Raw genomic sequence first — 15,450 nt, 5'->3', positions numbered from 1 at the left:
TCGTTTCATGGAGTTTAACGCTTTTGATTCAATCAAGATCGGTCTTGCCTCCCCGGATCAGATCCGTGCCTGGAGCTACGGCGAGGTGAAAAAGCCCGAGACCATCAACTACCGCACCCTGAAACCGGAGCGCGACGGCCTGTTCTGTGAGCGCATTTTTGGGCCGACGAAGGACTGGGAATGCCACTGCGGCAAGTACAAGCGCATCCGCTACAAGGGTAAGATCTGCGACCGCTGCGGCGTTGAAGTGACGCGCGCCAAGGTGCGCCGCGAGCGTATGGGCCATATCGAGCTGGCCGCGCCCGTTTCGCATATCTGGTATTTCAAGGGGATCCCGTCCCGCATCGGCCTGATGCTGGATATCAGCCCTCGCCTGCTGGAAAAGGTGCTGTACTTTGCCGCATATATCGTGACCGATCCCGGCTTCACACCTCTGGAGGAAAAGCAGCTGCTCAGCGAAAAAGAGTACCGCGACATGCGTGAGCGCTACGAGGACGAGTTCAAGGCGGCAATGGGCGCAGAGGCCGTGAAGGAGCTGCTGGAGAAGATCGACCTGGAAAAGCTCAGCGAAGAGCTGCATCAGGAACTGGAGGAAGCAGGCGGCCAAAAGCGCGTGCGCCTGCTCAAGCGGCTGGAAGTCGTGGAGGCGTTCCGCATCTCCGGCAACCGTCCGGAGTGGATGATCATGGACGTCATCCCGGTCATTCCGCCCGATATCCGCCCGATGGTCCAGCTGGACGGCGGACGTTTTGCCACGTCCGACCTGAACGACCTGTACCGCCGCGTCATCAACCGCAACAACCGTCTGAAGCGTTTGCTGGAGCTGGGCGCTCCGGATATCATTGTGCGCAACGAAAAGCGTATGCTGCAGGAGGCGGTGGACGCCCTCATCGACAACGGCCGCCGCGGCCGTCCGGTGACCGGCCCCAACAACCGCCCGCTCAAGAGCCTGTCCGACATGCTCAAGGGCAAGCAGGGCCGCTTCCGCCAGAACCTGCTGGGCAAACGCGTGGACTATTCCGGCCGTTCGGTTATCGTCGTCGGCCCGGAGCTGAAGATGTACCAGTGCGGTCTGCCCAAGGAGATGGCGCTGGAGCTGTTCAAGCCCTTCGTCATGAAGGATCTTGTGGAAAAGGGCATTGCCAACAACATCAAATCCGCCCGCAAGATGGTGGAGCGCACCCGCACCGAGGTGTGGGATTCGCTGGAAGCCGTCATCAAGGGCCATCCCGTTATGCTCAACCGCGCGCCGACGCTGCACCGCCTTGGCATTCAGGCGTTCGAGCCGGTGCTGGTGGAAGGCCGCGCCATCAAGCTGCATCCGCTGGTCTGCACTGCGTTCAACGCGGACTTTGACGGCGACCAGATGGCTGTGCACGTGCCCCTTTCCGAGGAAGCGCAGCGTGAGGCCAAACGCCTGATGCTGGCTTCCGGCAACCTGCTCAAGCCAGCTGACGGCAAGCCCGTCACAGTGCCTACCCAGGATATGGTACTGGGCAGCTATTACCTCACCATGGTCAACGACGGAGACAAGGGCGAAGGTAAGGTGTTCCGCGACGAAAACGAGGCCGTCATGGCCTATCAGGAAGGCGTTATCACGCTGCAGGCCAAGATCAGGGTGCGCCGTACCATGGAGATCGACGGCACAGAGCGCAGCCGAATCATCGACACCACAGTGGGCCGCATCATTTTCAACCAGCCCATCCCCCAGGACCTTGGTTATGTGGACCGCTCCATTCCGGAGAACCGTTTCCTGTTCGAGGTGGATTTCCTCGTCAACAAAAAGAAACTGGGCCAGATCATCGACCGCTGCATCCAGGTACACGGCACGTCCGTCACTGCCGAGATGCTGGACCGTGTGAAGGCGCAGGGCTACAAATATTCCACGAAGGGCGCGGTCACCGTAGCCGTTTCGGACGCTGTGATCCCGCCCCAGAAGGCTGAATTGCTGGCATCTGCCGAGGAGCAGATCGGCAAGATCACCAAGCAGTACAACAAGGGCCTGATCTCCAACGAGGAGCGCTATAACGGCGTGATCAAGGTCTGGAGCAAGACCACCGAGGACGTGGCAAGCGCCCTGCAGGAAAACCTGGATGCCCGCAACCCCATCTTCATGATGGCAGACTCCGGCGCCCGCGGCTCCATGGCTCAGATCCGCCAGCTGGCCGGTATGCGCGGCCTGATTGCAAACACGTCCGGTAAGACCATTGAGATCCCCATCCGCGCGAACTATCGCGAGGGCCTGAATATTCTGGAATACTTCATCGCCGGCAAGGGCGCCCGAAAGGGTCTGGCAGATACCGCTCTGCGTACTGCGGACTCCGGTTATCTGACCCGCCGTCTGGTAGACGTCTCTCAGGACGTGATCATCCGCGAGGAGGACTGCGGCGCGGCACAGGGCATCATGGTTTCCGACATCCGCGAAGGCAACGAGATGATCGAAAAGCTGGAGGAACGTCTCCAGGGCCGTTTTGCGGTGAACGACATCCTTGATCCGGCCACGGGCGAAGTGCTCGTCTCCAAGGACAAGATGATGAGCGAAGACGACGCGAAGGCCGTTGTTGCCGCAGGCATCAAGGAAGTGGAGATCCGCAGCGTGCTGTGCTGCGATTCCAAGCACGGCGTATGCTCCAAGTGCTACGGCGCGAACCTGGCCAACGGCCGCTTGGTCGGTATGGGCGAGGCTGTGGGCATTATCGCTGCCCAGTCCATCGGCGAACCGGGCACTCAGCTCACCATGCGTACGTTCCATACGGGCGGCATTGCGTCGGCGGAGGATATCACGCAGGGCCTGCCGCGTGTTGAAGAGCTGTTCGAGGCGCGCCGTCCCAAGAATCTGGCTATCATGACAGAAATTGCGGGTACTGCGCACATCGACGATTCCAAGAAAAACCGGCACGTTGTGGTGGAGGGCGTGGACGAAAACGGCGCGCCCGCTGAAAAGAGCTACCTGATTCCCTTCGGTCAGCGCATCCGTATTGCGGACGGTGCGCAGCTGGAGCCGGGCGATATCCTCACCGAAGGTTTTGCCTATCCTCAGGATATCCTGGCCATCAAGGGGCCCATTGCCGTGCAGAACTACCTCATCAGCGAGGTGCAGAAGGTCTACCGCCTGCAGGGCGTGGATATCTGCGATAAGCACATTGAGGTCATCGTCCTGCAGATGATGCGTAAGGTGCGCATTGAGGACGCGGGCAGCACGAAGCTGATCGTCGGTTCGTCCATGGACAAATCCGAGTTCCGCGACGCCAATGAGGAGATCGCGGCGCGTGTTGCCGCCGGTGAGACGGACCTGAAGCCCGCCCGTGCGACCAGTATCCTGCTGGGCATCACCAAGGCGTCCCTGGCCACGGATTCCTTCCTCTCGGCCGCTTCTTTCCAGGAGACCACCCGCGTGCTTACCGATGCAGCCATCAAAGGCAAAGTGGACCCGCTCATGGGTCTTAAGGAAAATGTCATCATCGGCAAGCTTATCCCGGCCGGTACCGGTATTCCCGAAGTGGAAGCCGAGCTGGCGGCAGGGGACGAGGTGGACCTGTAAAGGCCCATTCCCAAACAGCACAAAAGACGCCCGCCAAACGGCGGGCGTCTTTTGTGTGTGGATGACGGGCGGAAGGGAATGCGCTTCCGCGCCAGAGCGTGTGCCGCTGCCGGGGAGAAACGCTCTCAATACTGCGGCGCTTCTACGAGAAGAATGTGGGCGCGGGGAAGGGCGGAAAGCTGCAGCGGTTCACCAAAAGCAGAAAGCGCGTCGCCGTCCTCCAGCACGATGCCGTTCACTTCGGCAGCACCTTCCACAACCAGCAAATATACCTGCCGCCCCGGCTCAATGGGAAAAGCGAGACGGGCTTCGCAGGTGAGGTCTGCCGCATAGACGTTGGCATCCGCGCTGAGGAACAGTGGACCGCTGTCCGGTTCTGGAGCGGCGCAGGCCAGCAAAAGCCACCGGTTCACACGATTTTCCCACAAAAAGCGCTGCTCTCCATAGTTGGGTGCGCCGCCCGGCCGTGCAGGCGAAAAAGCCATCCGGACCAGACGCAGCGGCGCGCTGCTCTGGTTGAGCTCACTGTGCCGCAGCCCGGTGCCCGTGTGCAGGCACAGCGCTTCGCCCCGGCGCAGGACACTGTGATTGTTCAGGCTGTCGCCGTGGGTCAGCTCACCGTTTGCAATATAATAAAGCAGTACCTCATTCTTGTCAGGATGTGTGTTGAAGCCCGTGTGCGGGCGAATGAGGCTGTCGTCCAGCGCAGTAAGGGGGCCGAAACGGGCGGCGGGCAGGTGGCGGCGGCTTTCCAGCCAGCCCTGCCGCAGGGCGTCCAGCCGCGCCCGGCTGATCTTTTTTAGCATGGGAATGCCTCCTTCTGTTTCATAGGTTGCCCAAAAAGCGGCGCGGCAAACGGAGACAGTATGTTTGGTGCGCGTTTTTTTCGGCAACACTGTCACAGAGTATTGCAGCGGGGGGACGGCATGTGGTAAAATTACCTTATCTGAGGCGCAAAAGGGGACATGCAGAAAAAAACGTGTAAAAATCATGCAAAATGCTGAATTTCACCGGTGCTTTCTGTTGACAGGACCATCCAAACCGTGTAAAATATAAATGTTGCGCCGCAGGCGCGTTTTGTCGAGCCTGGACGCCCCGAAACCTTGGTGGTAAGCGGTTTGCCGCTTTCACATACAGGGGAAGTTTTTTCCCCGGATATTATTTTTTGAAAGGAGGAAAATCATGCCTACTTTTAACCAGCTCGTGCGCAAAGGCCGCGAGGTCTTGGTGAAGAAATCGACGGCTCCTGCCCTTCTGAAAGGCTACAACTCCCAGAAGAAGGCTTACACGGACCAGAACTCCCCGCAAAAGCGTGGCGTTTGCACCGCCGTTCGTACCATGACCCCGAAAAAGCCGAACTCTGCTCTTCGTAAGGTCGCTCGTGTTCGTCTCTCCAATGGTATCGAAGTTACTTCGTACATTCCGGGTATCGGCCACAACCTGCAGGAGCACAGCGTCGTACTGATTCGTGGCGGCCGTGTTAAGGACCTCCCGGGCGTGCGTTACCACATCATCCGCGGTACGCTCGATACCCAGGGTGTTGCCAACCGTGGCCAGGCCCGTTCCAAGTATGGTGCGAAGCGCCCCAAGGCCGGTGCCGCGAAAAAGTAAAAAACACTGAAATGTACAATGCCCCTTGAAGGCTTATTCATATAGAGTAACCTTTTCGCGGGACAGTACGGGAGTTTTATTACTTTCGAGTACCGATGATATCATTTTATGAAGGAGGGAAGAAAGATGTCCAGAAGAGGTAATATTGCAAAGCGTGACGTTTTGGCGGATCCTTTGTATAATTCCAAAATGGTGACACGTCTGATCAACAACATCATGTACGACGGCAAAAAGGGCGTCGCGCAGAAAATCGTTTACGATGCGTTCGATATCGTGAAGGAAAAGACCGGTAACGACCCGCTCGAGAGCTTTGAAAAAGCCCTGGAGAACATCATGCCGGTGCTTGAGGTCAAGGCGCGCCGTGTGGGTGGTTCCACCTACCAGGTGCCGATGGAAGTGCGCCCCGAGCGCCGCGAGACACTGGGCCTGCGCTGGCTCACCACTTATGCCCGTGCCCGTAGCGAGCGCACCATGCGTGAGCGTCTGGCCGGCGAGATCATGGACGCCGTCAACGGCAACGGCAACGCTTGCAAAAAGCGTGAGGATACCCACAAGATGGCAGAGGCCAACAAGGCGTTTGCTCATTACAGATATTAATCTGTGTCTTAACTTTTAGGAGGAAACTATGCCAAGAGACGTTTCTCTGGAAATGACCAGAAACATCGGCATTATGGCCCATATCGACGCAGGCAAGACCACGACCACCGAGCGCATCCTGTTCTATACAGGCATCAACCACAAAATCGGTGAGACGCACGACGGCGCTGCGACGATGGACTGGATGGCGCAGGAGCAGGAGCGTGGCATCACGATCACTTCCGCTGCCACCACATGCTATTGGAGCCATACCGAGTATCAGAACGACCCGGCCCTTGCCAAAAAGAACAGACACAGAATCAACATCATCGACACCCCGGGCCACGTGGACTTCACCGTTGAGGTGGAACGCTCCCTGCGTGTACTGGACGGCAGCGTTACCGTTATGTGCGCAAAAGGTGGTGTTGAGCCTCAGTCTGAGACCGTGTGGCATCAGGCCAACAAGTATCATGTCCCCCGCATGATCTACGTCAATAAGATGGACATCATGGGCGCGGATTTCTATCACGTGCTGGACATGATCAAGGACCGCCTGAAGGCGAACGCCATCCCCCTGCAGCTTCCCATCGGCAAGGAGGAGACGTTCAAGGGCATTATCGACCTGCTTGAGATGAAAGCCTACGTCTATTACGATGACCTGGGCAAGGATATCCGCGTGGAGGAGATCCCCGAGGATATGCAGGAGCTGGCTGAGAAATACCGCAGCGAACTGATCGAAGCCATCGCCGAAAACGACGAAGAGCTGATGATGAAATATCTCGACGGTGAGGAGCTCACCATCCCCGAGATGAAAGCGGCCATCCGCAAGGAGACCATCGCCAATACGATCGTTCCGGTCGTGTGCGGCACTTCCTATAAAAACAAGGGCGTGCAGAAGCTGCTCGACGCCATCGTGGACTACATGCCGGCTCCGACCGACATCGAGGACATCAAGGGCGTAAACCCCGACACCGAGGAAGAGGAGACCCGTCCTTCCGACGACAATGCTCCTTTCGCGGCGCTGGCGTTCAAGATCGCGACCGACCCGTTCGTGGGTAAGCTTTGTTTCTTCCGCGTTTACTCCGGTGTTGTCGAAGCCGGCAGCACGGTGTACAACTCCGTGAAGGACAACCGCGAGCGCATGGGCCGCATCCTTCAGATGCACGCCAACCACCGTCAGGATATCGATATCTGCTACGCCGGCGACATCGCGGCGGCTGTGGGCCTGAAGAACACGACCACGGGCGACACGCTGTGCGACGAAAAGCATCCGGTTATCCTGGAGAGCATGGAGTTCCCCGAGCCCGTTATCCGTGTGGCCATTGAGCCGAAAACCAAGGCCGGCCAGGAAAAAATGGGCATCGCGCTGGCAAAGCTGGCTGAGGAGGACCCCACGTTCCGAACCTATACCGACGAAGAGACCGGCCAGACCATCATCGCGGGCATGGGCGAGCTCCATCTGGAGATCATCGTCGACCGCCTGCTGCGTGAGTTCAAGGTGGAGGCCAACGTGGGCGCCCCGCAGGTTGCCTACCGCGAGACCATCCGCCGTCCCGCCGACCAGGACACCAAGTACGCGCGTCAGTCCGGCGGTAAAGGCCAGTACGGTCACGTCAAGATCAAAATCGAGCCGAACGAAGCAGGTAAGGGCTATGAGTTCGTCAACGCCATCGTTGGCGGCGCCATCCCGAAAGAGTTCATCGGCCCCATCGACCAGGGCATCCAGGGCGCCATGCAGGCCGGCGTGCTTGCAGGCTATCCCGTTGTGGACGTCAAGGTCACGCTGTACGATGGTTCCTACCATGAGGTCGACTCCTCCGAAATGGCGTTTAAGATCGCCGGTTCCATGGCCTTCAAAGAGGCTATGCGTAAGGCGGATCCCGTTATTTTGGAGCCGATTATGAAGGTTGCCGTCATCGTGCCCGACGAGTATATGGGCGACGTTATCGGCGATATCAATGCCCGGCGCGGCCAGATCCAGGGCACCGAGTCCCGCAGCGGCACGCAGCAGATCGATGCGCTCGTTCCGCTGTCCAACATGTTCGGTTACGCCACCGACCTGCGCAGCAAAACGCAGGGCCGCGGCCAGTATTCCATGGAGCCCAGCCACTACATCGACGTGCCCAAGAGCATCGCCGAGAGCATCATGGCGGGCCGTGCAAAGAAAGAGGGCTAAGCCTCTTTCCGCCAGCCTCTGGCAAACAAATAAAACACTTGATTTTTTAGGGTGCATTTAGTACAATGGCCTTAAGAAACGGTCTCAAAACAAAGGAGGACAATAACAATGGCGAAAGCGAAATTTGAGCGTAACAAACCGCATATCAACATCGGCACCATTGGTCACGTTGACCATGGCAAGACGACCCTGACCGCTGCCATCACGAAGGTGCTGGCCATGAAGGGCGACGCCGAGTTCACCGATTATGCCAACATCGATAAGGCTCCCGAGGAGCGCGAGCGCGGCATCACGATCAACACCTCTCACGTGGAGTACGAGACGGACAACCGTCACTATGCCCATGTTGACTGCCCGGGCCACGCCGACTATGTGAAGAACATGATCACGGGCGCTGCTCAGATGGACGGCGCGATTCTGGTCGTGTCTGCTTCCGACGGCCCCATGCCCCAGACCCGTGAGCACATCCTGCTCTCCCGTCAGGTCGGCGTTCCCTATATCGTCGTGTTCATGAACAAGTGCGACCAGGTGGACGACGAAGAGCTGCTGGATCTCGTCGAGATGGAGATCCGTGAGCTGCTGACCGAGTATGAGTTCCCCGGCGACGACACGCCCATCATCCGCGGTTCTGCTCTGCAGGTTCTGGAGTCCAGCTCCACGGACATCAACGCCCCCGAGTACAAGTGCATCCTCGATTTGATGGAGGCTGTGGACAGCTATATCCCCACTCCCGACCGCAAAGAGGATATGCCGTTCCTGATGCCTGTTGAGGACGTGTTCACCATCACCGGCCGCGGCACTGTTGCTACCGGTCGTGTGGAGCGTGGCGTCATCAAGGTTGGCGAGGAAGTCGAGATCGTCGGTCTCGTCGAAGAGAAGCGTAAGACCACCGTTACCGGCCTTGAGATGTTCCGCAAGCTGCTGGACTTCGCTCAGGCTGGCGACAACGTGGGTGCTCTGCTCCGCGGCATCCAGCGCAATGAGATCGAGCGCGGCCAGGTTCTGTCCAAGCCCGGTTCCATTCATCCGCACACCAAGTTTGCCGGCCAGGTCTATATCCTGAAAAAGGAAGAGGGCGGCCGTCACACTCCGTTCTTCAACAACTATCGCCCGCAGTTCTATTTCCGCACTACGGACGTGACCGGTGTCATCACGCTGCCGGAAGGCACCGAGATGTGCATGCCCGGCGACAACGTCTCCATGGATGTTGAGCTGATCACCCCGATCGCTATCGAGGAAGGTCTCCGTTTCGCTATCCGCGAAGGCGGCCGTACCGTTGGCTCCGGCGTTGTTACGAAGATCAACGAGTAATTATCTCTGAAAAAAGCGCCTGCTGAGAAGCGGGCGCTTTTTTATTGTAGAAAAACCACCGGGGAGTTTTTATTTCAGCGGCTTGCTTTTTCAATGAAAAAGTGATATATTTATCACTGAAAGGTACAAATATATCACTTTTAGGGGGAAGTTGAAATGAAAAAGGCACACCGCAATTTTCAAGTCAAGCCCTGGATGGGCTGCATGGGTTTTTTGGGCTTCCTCGGCTTCTTGCCGAAGCACGGGGGCGGACGGAATTATCTGTTTTTTGTTTTCTTCGCATTTTTTGCCTGGTTTTTCTGGGGATTGCTGTATAAAGAGCCGGCAGATGAGCGCCTTGTGGAAAATGAAACGCGCGCTATGCGTATTGTGGGAGGCCTGTTTGCACTGCTCAGTTTTTTGCTTCTGTTTTTGCTGGACAGGCAGGGGATTGGCCGGGATACGGTGCTTTTGTTCGGGGCTTTGGGGTATTCGGTGTGCTCTGTGGCGGCTCCAGCTCTTACTTATTACCTGGACAGGAAGGCGTGAACCGTGGACGGCTTTGTTTGTAATTTGAAAAAGTACCGCCAGCTTGCGGGAATGACGCAAGAGGAGTTGGCATTCCGTGTGCATGTCAGGAGAGAAACGATCATTCGTCTGGAAGCCGGAAAGTACAATCCATCTCTGAAGTTGGCTATTGAGATCTCGCGTGCCGTGCGTGCGCCCATTGAATCGCTTTTTGAGTTTGAATGACGGATGAAGCTGCGTGAGATTTGGTAAAATAACTAGGAATCCGGTGGGAAACGCGGTTATTTTCTGCACGCAATTTCATGCCTGATGTGCTATACTAAGAAAAAACATTGTACAGAGTGGGAAGAATTTTGGGGGAGGAATTTATGTCCGAATCAGTGATCGTCGTCGATTTTGGCGGCCAGTACAATCAGTTGATCGCGCGGCGCGTGCGCGAGTGCCATGTGTACAGCGAAATCGTTCCTTATACGAAAGCGTTGGATGTTATAAAAGCGAAGCGACCGCGGGGAATTATCTTTACAGGCGGACCCAACAGCGCCTATGAAGATGGGGCTCCTGCCATCAGCACAGAGGTGTTTGATTTGGGCATCCCTGTACTGGGTATCTGCTACGGCGCCCAGCTTATGATGCATCTGTTGGGCGGCCATGTGTGTAAAGCACCTGTGCGTGAATACGGCAAAACAGAGGTGTTTGTCGATCCTGCGTCCAAGCTCTTCGCGGATATTTCATCCAGCACAGTATGCTGGATGAGCCACACGGATTATATCGAATCGGTTGCTCCGGGCTTTGTTATCTCTGCACACAGTGCAAATTGCCCGGCCGCGGCGATGGAGCAGCCGGAAAAGCGTCTGTATGCGCTGCAGTTTCATCCCGAGGTCCTGCACACGCAGGAGGGTACAAAGATGCTCTCGAATTTCATTTATAATGTGTGCGGCTGTACGGGCGATTGGAAGATGGATTCTTTCGTGGAACAGTCCATTCGCATGTTGCGGGAAAAAATCGGAGACGGGCGCGTGCTGTGTGCACTTTCGGGCGGCGTGGATTCTTCTGTTGCGGCCGTCATGCTGGCAAAAGCTGTGGGCAAGCAGCTTACCTGTGTGTTCGTGGATCACGGCCTCATGAGAAAAAATGAAAGTGAGGAAGTGTGCGCGGTGTTCGGCCCGGAGGGACCGTACGATTTGAACTTTGTGTGTGTAAACGCGCGGCAGCGTTTTTATGACAAGCTGGCGGGCGTGGAGGAACCGGAGCAAAAACGAAAGATCATCGGCGAAGAGTTCATCCGCGTATTTGAAGAGGAAGCGAAAAAAATCGGAACAGTGGATTTTCTGGTACAGGGAACAATCTACCCGGATGTGGTGGAAAGCGGCCTGGGCGGTGAATCCACGGTCATCAAGAGCCACCATAACGTAGGCGGTCTGCCGGACTATGTGGACTTCAAAGAGATTATCGAACCGCTGCGCGACCTGTTCAAGGACGAAGTGCGCAACGCGGGCCGCGAGCTGGGAATCCCGGAGCATTTGGTCAGCCGCCAGCCTTTCCCCGGACCAGGCCTTGCCATCCGCATCATCGGCGCGGTGACGCCGGAGAAAATCGCAATTTTGCAGGATGCGGACGCCATTTACCGCGAGGAAGTCGCAAAGGCAGGCGTGGCGCAGGGCCTTGGCCAGTATTTTGCGGCACTGACAAACATGCGCAGCGTTGGCGTGATGGGCGACGAACGTACCTATGACTATGCTGTTGCGCTGCGTGCTGTTACTACGGCAGATTTTATGACGGCAGAAGCCGCGCACTTGCCCTGGGAGGTCATCGACACGGTTACCAGCCGGATCGTGAACGAGGTGCCGCACATCAATCGTGTGCTGTACGACTGTACGGGAAAGCCGCCCGCGACGGTGGAATTCGAGTGAGAAAAGGCCGCAAAGAGCGCAGAAAAGCCCTTTGCGGCCTTTTGGCTGCAGCGCTTGGGCCAAAAGGTGCTTTTCTTCCGGGCAGGTTGCGGAAAAGCGTCGAATCGTGGTAAAATAAAAAAATATTGCCGGAGGAGGCTTCTATCCATGAAGCAGGACATGATCGTGATTCTGGACCTGGGCAGCGAGGAAAACCCGCGTCTTGCCCGGGAGATTCGCGCGTTGGGAGTGTACAGTGAGATCTATCCCCACGATATTACACTGGCGGAGTTGAATGCGCTGCCCAATGTAAAGGGGATTATTCTGAACGGCGGCCCCAACCATGTGGTGGACGGTGTGGAGATCGACGCGTGCAGCGATATCTATGGCTGCGGCCTGCCGCTTTTACAGCCTGGCCACAAAGGCGGCGCGCCGTGGCCCACGGATGCGGCGCAGCGGAAAGCCGTCCTGTCCGAATTTGTATTCGATGCCTGCGGTGCGCAGCCCAACTGGAACATGGAGAACTTCATTGCAGACCAGGTCGAGCTGATCCGCCGACAGGTGGGAGATAAAAAAGTGCTTCTGGCATTGTCCGGCGGCGTGGATTCCTCGGTCGTGGCGGCGTTGCTCATCAAGGCCATCGGCAAGCAGCTGGTGTGCGTGCATGTAAACCATGGTCTGCTGCGCAAAGGAGAACCGGAGCAGGTTGTGGAGGTGTTCCGCAACCAGATGGACGCCAACCTCATTTATGTGGACGCGGTGGACCGCTTCCTGAATAAACTGTCGGGCGTTGCCGAGCCGGAGCAGAAGCGCAAGATTATCGGCGCGGAGTTTATCCGTGTGTTTGAAGAAGAAGCACGCAAGCTGGACGGCATCCATTTCCTGGCGCAGGGCACGATTTATCCGGATATCATTGAGAGCGGAACGAAAACAGTGAAAGCTGTTAAGTCGCACCACAATGTGGGAGGCCTGCCGGAGGATTTGGATTTCGCGCTGGTGGAACCGCTGAAAATGTTGTTTAAGGATGAGGTGCGTGCCTGTGGTAAGGCGTTGGGCCTGCCCGACAGCATGGTATACCGTCAGCCGTTCCCCGGCCCGGGCCTTGGCGTGCGGTGTCTGGGCGCAATCACCCGCGACAGGCTGGAGGCTGTGCGGGAATCCGACGCGATCCTGCGGGAAGAATTTGCAAAGGCGGGCCTGGAGGGCAAGGTGTGGCAGTATTTCACGGTAGTGCCCGATTTCAAGTCAGTGGGTGTGCATGAGGGAGTGCGTACCTTCGACTGGCCGGTCATTCTGCGTGCGGTAAATACCGTGGATGCAATGACCGCCACGGTGGAGGATGTGCCGTTTGCGTTGCTGCAGAAAATCACACAGCGCATCACATCCGAAGTGAAAGGTGTGAACCGTGTCCTTTACGACCTGACACCGAAGCCCTCCGGGACGATTGAGTGGGAATGAAAAATACAGGAGGCCGGTGGATGCCGGCCTCCTGTATTTTGCTCTTCTGCTCTTGTCAGTCGTGTATCTTCAAGCCATGGAGCATTTTGATAAAGCCGGGATCATCGTGGCTGACGATCTCGCTATGCCCCACATCTAACCCGGAGATTTCCTCCATGTCTTTCTGAGAGAGCTGGAAGTCCCAAATATCAAGATTCTGCTCTATGCGCTCCTTGTGAACGGACTTCGGGATAACGACTACTCCCCGCTGAACATTCCAACGCAGGGCCACTTGGGCGGCGGACTTGCCGTACTTGCTCCCAATCTTCGTTAAAACCGGGTGGGTAAAAATGCCGAACTTACCCTCGGCAAAAGGCCCCCAGGCTTCGGGAACGACACCGTACTCCTTCATTAGTGCCAAGGCATCCTCCTGCTGGAAGAAAGGGTGAAGCTCTACCTGGTCAACGGCGGGGATCACGTCTACTGTTTCGCACAGATCGGCTAGCCGGGAGGGATAGAAATTGCATACGCCGATGGCTCGGAGCTCCTTCTTTTGGTAGGCTTCCTCCATAGCACGGTAAGCCCCTACATAGTCGCCAAGGGGTTGGTGAATAAGATATAAATCCAAGTAATCCAAACTCAGGTTGTCCAGGGAACGCTGGATTGCCGCCTTCGCTCCTTCGTAGCTGGCATCCTGCACCCACAGCTTTGTGGTGACAAACAGTTCTTCACGGGGAACGCCGCATTTCTTCAGAGCGGCACCTACCGCCTGCTCGTTCATATAGGCGGCGGCGGTGTCGATTAGGCGATAACCGAAACTGATAGCGTCCAGAACCGCCTGCTCACACTGTGTAGGGCCGGGAATCTGAAAGACACCAAAACCCTCCGGGGGCATTTTTACGCCATTGTTCAGAGTGATATCATCCATTTGGGAGAACCTCCTTGAATTTTATGATGTCATGATAGCAAGAATTTTTGGGAAAGTACAATATTTATTTCCAAATATGCTATAATTAAAACAAATACTGAGAGGGGCCTATGATGGAACTTTATTTATTGGAGCAGCTTATAGCCTTTTCCCGGCAGGGCACGTTGTCTGGGGCGGCGGAGAAACTGCATATCTCCCAGCCTGCTTTAAGCCAATCCATGAAAAAACTGGAGGAAAGTCTTGGGGTATCTTTGTTTGAACGATCAAAGAACAAGATTGCTCTTAATGAGAATGGCATCATGGCTGTTCAGTTAGGAGAAAAATTGCTGGAGCAGAGTAGGGAGATGGAGGAGAGGCTGCGCCTTTTTGACCGAAGCCGCCGCACTCTCTCTGTGGGGGGCTGCGCCCCGGTGCCTCTCTGGGACTTGTTGCCGCTGCTCTCCAGGCTCTATCCTCAAATGAACGTTTCCACGGAGATGAAAAACTCAGATGAAGAATTGCTGGCTGGTCTGAATAAAGAGATGTACCAACTCATTGTTACCCATAGTCCCCCGGATATTGATCTGTATGGGCAACCATTCCGAACAGAGCGTCTGTTCCTTTCGGTCCCTCTGGAGCACCCTTTAGCGAACCGAAAGGCGCTTACCCCGGCGGACATTGATGGGCAAAATCTTCTCCTGTATACAGATATTGGCTTCTGGCACAGCTTCTGTCGGGAAAAGCTGCCGAATGCACATTTCCTTATGATGAACGAATGGGACGCGTTTGGAGAAGTGGCGGGAACAGGAGCGTTTCCCTCTTTTATTACGGACGCTCACATGGAGCGGGACGGCGTTCCTCAAAATCGAGTTGTAATTCCCATTATTGACGAACAGGCAGAGGCGACCTACTACTGTGTGTGCAGAGCGGAGAGCAGAGACAGATATCGACAAGTATTTCGTGCGTTGGAAAAAATGAAATGAAAAGTGCTGTTCCTTGCACCGGTCGGGCCTATTTAAATGCGGGCGGTCCTTTTCAGCCTAATTGTGGTATAATATATCCGGTTAGCGCATGCGAGCCACAGGCGAAGCATGAGTTTAGCGGCATAGATACCATGTTTCTTAGTGAACACGAGCGGTACGCGAAGTGAGAGCTTAGAAATATGGCATAATAACCTCAAAGCCGCCGCTTGCGCGGCTGCGCGTGTGCATGGCACACGCTTGTGTGCTAACGCACAGGACTTCGAGAACATTGAACCATGCAAAACCGCAGCAGGTGCGGTTTTGTTGGGGTCGCCTCGCGGCGTCATGGTATAATAACCTCAAAGTTGCCGCTTACGCGGCTGAGTGTGTGCGCTGCACACGCTCCTGTGCTGGCACACAGGGCTTTGAGAACATTGAACCATGCAAAACCGCAGCAGGTGCGGTTTTGTTGGGGCCGCTTTGCGGCGTCATGGTATAATAGAGTCGCAAACTACCAGAGAAAAGGTGATGTG

The 15,450-nt window shown here is 56.2% G+C and carries 11 protein-coding genes and 2 pseudogenes; 11 read left to right on the top strand and 2 right to left on the bottom strand.

Annotation, left to right across the window (positions count from 1 at the left end; genetic code table 11):
* The first annotated feature begins 7 nt into the window (after positions 1-7).
* A complete protein-coding gene (gene rpoC / locus TQ39_RS02835) occupies positions 8-3,541 on the top strand; it encodes a DNA-directed RNA polymerase subunit beta' (RefSeq protein WP_009323184.1) in 3,534 nt (1,177 codons plus the stop codon).
* Positions 3,542-3,666: 125 nt separating this feature from the next.
* Here the strand turns inward: rpoC and TQ39_RS02830 are convergent, their stop codons facing one another.
* On the bottom strand, positions 3,667-4,347 hold the full coding sequence (locus TQ39_RS02830; RefSeq protein WP_009323183.1) for a pirin family protein: 681 nt from the start codon (positions 4,345-4,347) through the stop codon (positions 3,667-3,669).
* Positions 4,348-4,723: 376 nt separating this feature from the next.
* Here TQ39_RS02830 and rpsL point away from each other — a divergent pair, with 376 nt between their 5' ends.
* From rpsL to guaA (TQ39_RS02790), 9 genes and pseudogenes are all read left to right on the top strand, one after another.
* Positions 4,724-5,152, top strand: a complete 429-nt coding sequence (gene rpsL, locus TQ39_RS02825; RefSeq protein WP_009323182.1) for a 30S ribosomal protein S12 — start codon at positions 4,724-4,726, stop codon at positions 5,150-5,152.
* A gap of 126 nt (positions 5,153-5,278) precedes the next feature.
* Entirely contained in the window at positions 5,279-5,749 is a 471-nt protein-coding gene (gene rpsG / locus TQ39_RS02820) for a 30S ribosomal protein S7 (protein ID WP_009323181.1), read from the top strand.
* A 28-nt stretch (positions 5,750-5,777) separates the two neighbouring features.
* Complete coding sequence (gene fusA / locus TQ39_RS02815; protein WP_050004476.1) at positions 5,778-7,904, top strand: elongation factor G; 2,127 nt, start codon at positions 5,778-5,780, stop codon at positions 7,902-7,904.
* Between the two features lie 108 nt (positions 7,905-8,012).
* Positions 8,013-9,215, top strand: a complete 1,203-nt coding sequence (tuf, locus tag TQ39_RS02810; RefSeq protein ID WP_009323179.1) for an elongation factor Tu — start codon at positions 8,013-8,015, stop codon at positions 9,213-9,215.
* A gap of 156 nt (positions 9,216-9,371) precedes the next feature.
* On the top strand, positions 9,372-9,743 hold the full coding sequence (locus tag TQ39_RS02805) for a DUF3796 domain-containing protein (protein WP_050004475.1): 372 nt from the start codon (positions 9,372-9,374) through the stop codon (positions 9,741-9,743).
* A 3-nt stretch (positions 9,744-9,746) separates the two neighbouring features.
* Entirely contained in the window at positions 9,747-9,947 is a 201-nt protein-coding gene (locus tag TQ39_RS02800; RefSeq protein ID WP_009323177.1) for a helix-turn-helix transcriptional regulator, read from the top strand.
* 143 nt (positions 9,948-10,090) lie between these two features.
* On the top strand, positions 10,091-11,632 hold the full coding sequence (gene guaA / locus TQ39_RS02795) for a glutamine-hydrolyzing GMP synthase (protein WP_009323176.1): 1,542 nt from the start codon (positions 10,091-10,093) through the stop codon (positions 11,630-11,632).
* Between the two features lie 147 nt (positions 11,633-11,779).
* Positions 11,780-11,975: pseudogene (locus TQ39_RS22065) on the top strand (glutamine amidotransferase-related protein); the annotation flags it as partial.
* 86 nt (positions 11,976-12,061) lie between these two features.
* Positions 12,062-13,069: pseudogene (gene guaA / locus TQ39_RS02790) on the top strand (glutamine-hydrolyzing GMP synthase); the annotation flags it as partial.
* Between the two features lie 55 nt (positions 13,070-13,124).
* Here guaA (TQ39_RS02790) and TQ39_RS02785 read toward each other — a convergent pair.
* On the bottom strand, positions 13,125-13,976 hold the full coding sequence (locus TQ39_RS02785) for an aldo/keto reductase (RefSeq protein WP_050004473.1): 852 nt from the start codon (positions 13,974-13,976) through the stop codon (positions 13,125-13,127).
* Positions 13,977-14,086: 110 nt separating this feature from the next.
* Here TQ39_RS02785 and TQ39_RS02780 point away from each other — a divergent pair, with 110 nt between their 5' ends.
* Entirely contained in the window at positions 14,087-14,938 is an 852-nt protein-coding gene (locus TQ39_RS02780; RefSeq protein ID WP_009326080.1) for a LysR family transcriptional regulator, read from the top strand.
* Positions 14,939-15,450: the final 512 nt, after the last annotated feature.

It is taken from the genome of Ruthenibacterium lactatiformans, assembly GCF_000949455.1.
GTDB classification, from domain to species: Bacteria; Bacillota; Clostridia; order Oscillospirales; family Ruminococcaceae; genus Ruthenibacterium; species Ruthenibacterium lactatiformans.
This window is presented reverse-complemented; position numbering and strand designations above follow the sequence as displayed.

Excerpts from the sequence above, each read along its gene's own strand:
- rpoC (WP_009323184.1), top strand. The coding sequence starts at position 8 with ATGGAGTTTAACGCTTTTGATTCAATCAAGATCGGTCTTGCCTCCCCG.
- TQ39_RS02785 (WP_050004473.1), bottom strand. The coding sequence starts at position 13,976 with ATGGATGATATCACTCTGAACAATGGCGTAAAAATGCCCCCGGAGGGT.
- rpsL (WP_009323182.1), top strand. The coding sequence starts at position 4,724 with ATGCCTACTTTTAACCAGCTCGTGCGCAAAGGCCGCGAGGTCTTGGTG.
- TQ39_RS02830 (WP_009323183.1), bottom strand. The coding sequence starts at position 4,347 with ATGCTAAAAAAGATCAGCCGGGCGCGGCTGGACGCCCTGCGGCAGGGC.
- TQ39_RS02780 (WP_009326080.1), top strand. The coding sequence starts at position 14,087 with ATGATGGAACTTTATTTATTGGAGCAGCTTATAGCCTTTTCCCGGCAG.
- rpsG (WP_009323181.1), top strand. The coding sequence starts at position 5,279 with ATGTCCAGAAGAGGTAATATTGCAAAGCGTGACGTTTTGGCGGATCCT.
- tuf (WP_009323179.1), top strand. The coding sequence starts at position 8,013 with ATGGCGAAAGCGAAATTTGAGCGTAACAAACCGCATATCAACATCGGC.
- fusA (WP_050004476.1), top strand. The coding sequence starts at position 5,778 with ATGCCAAGAGACGTTTCTCTGGAAATGACCAGAAACATCGGCATTATG.
- TQ39_RS02805 (WP_050004475.1), top strand. The coding sequence starts at position 9,372 with ATGAAAAAGGCACACCGCAATTTTCAAGTCAAGCCCTGGATGGGCTGC.
- guaA (WP_009323176.1), top strand. The coding sequence starts at position 10,091 with ATGTCCGAATCAGTGATCGTCGTCGATTTTGGCGGCCAGTACAATCAG.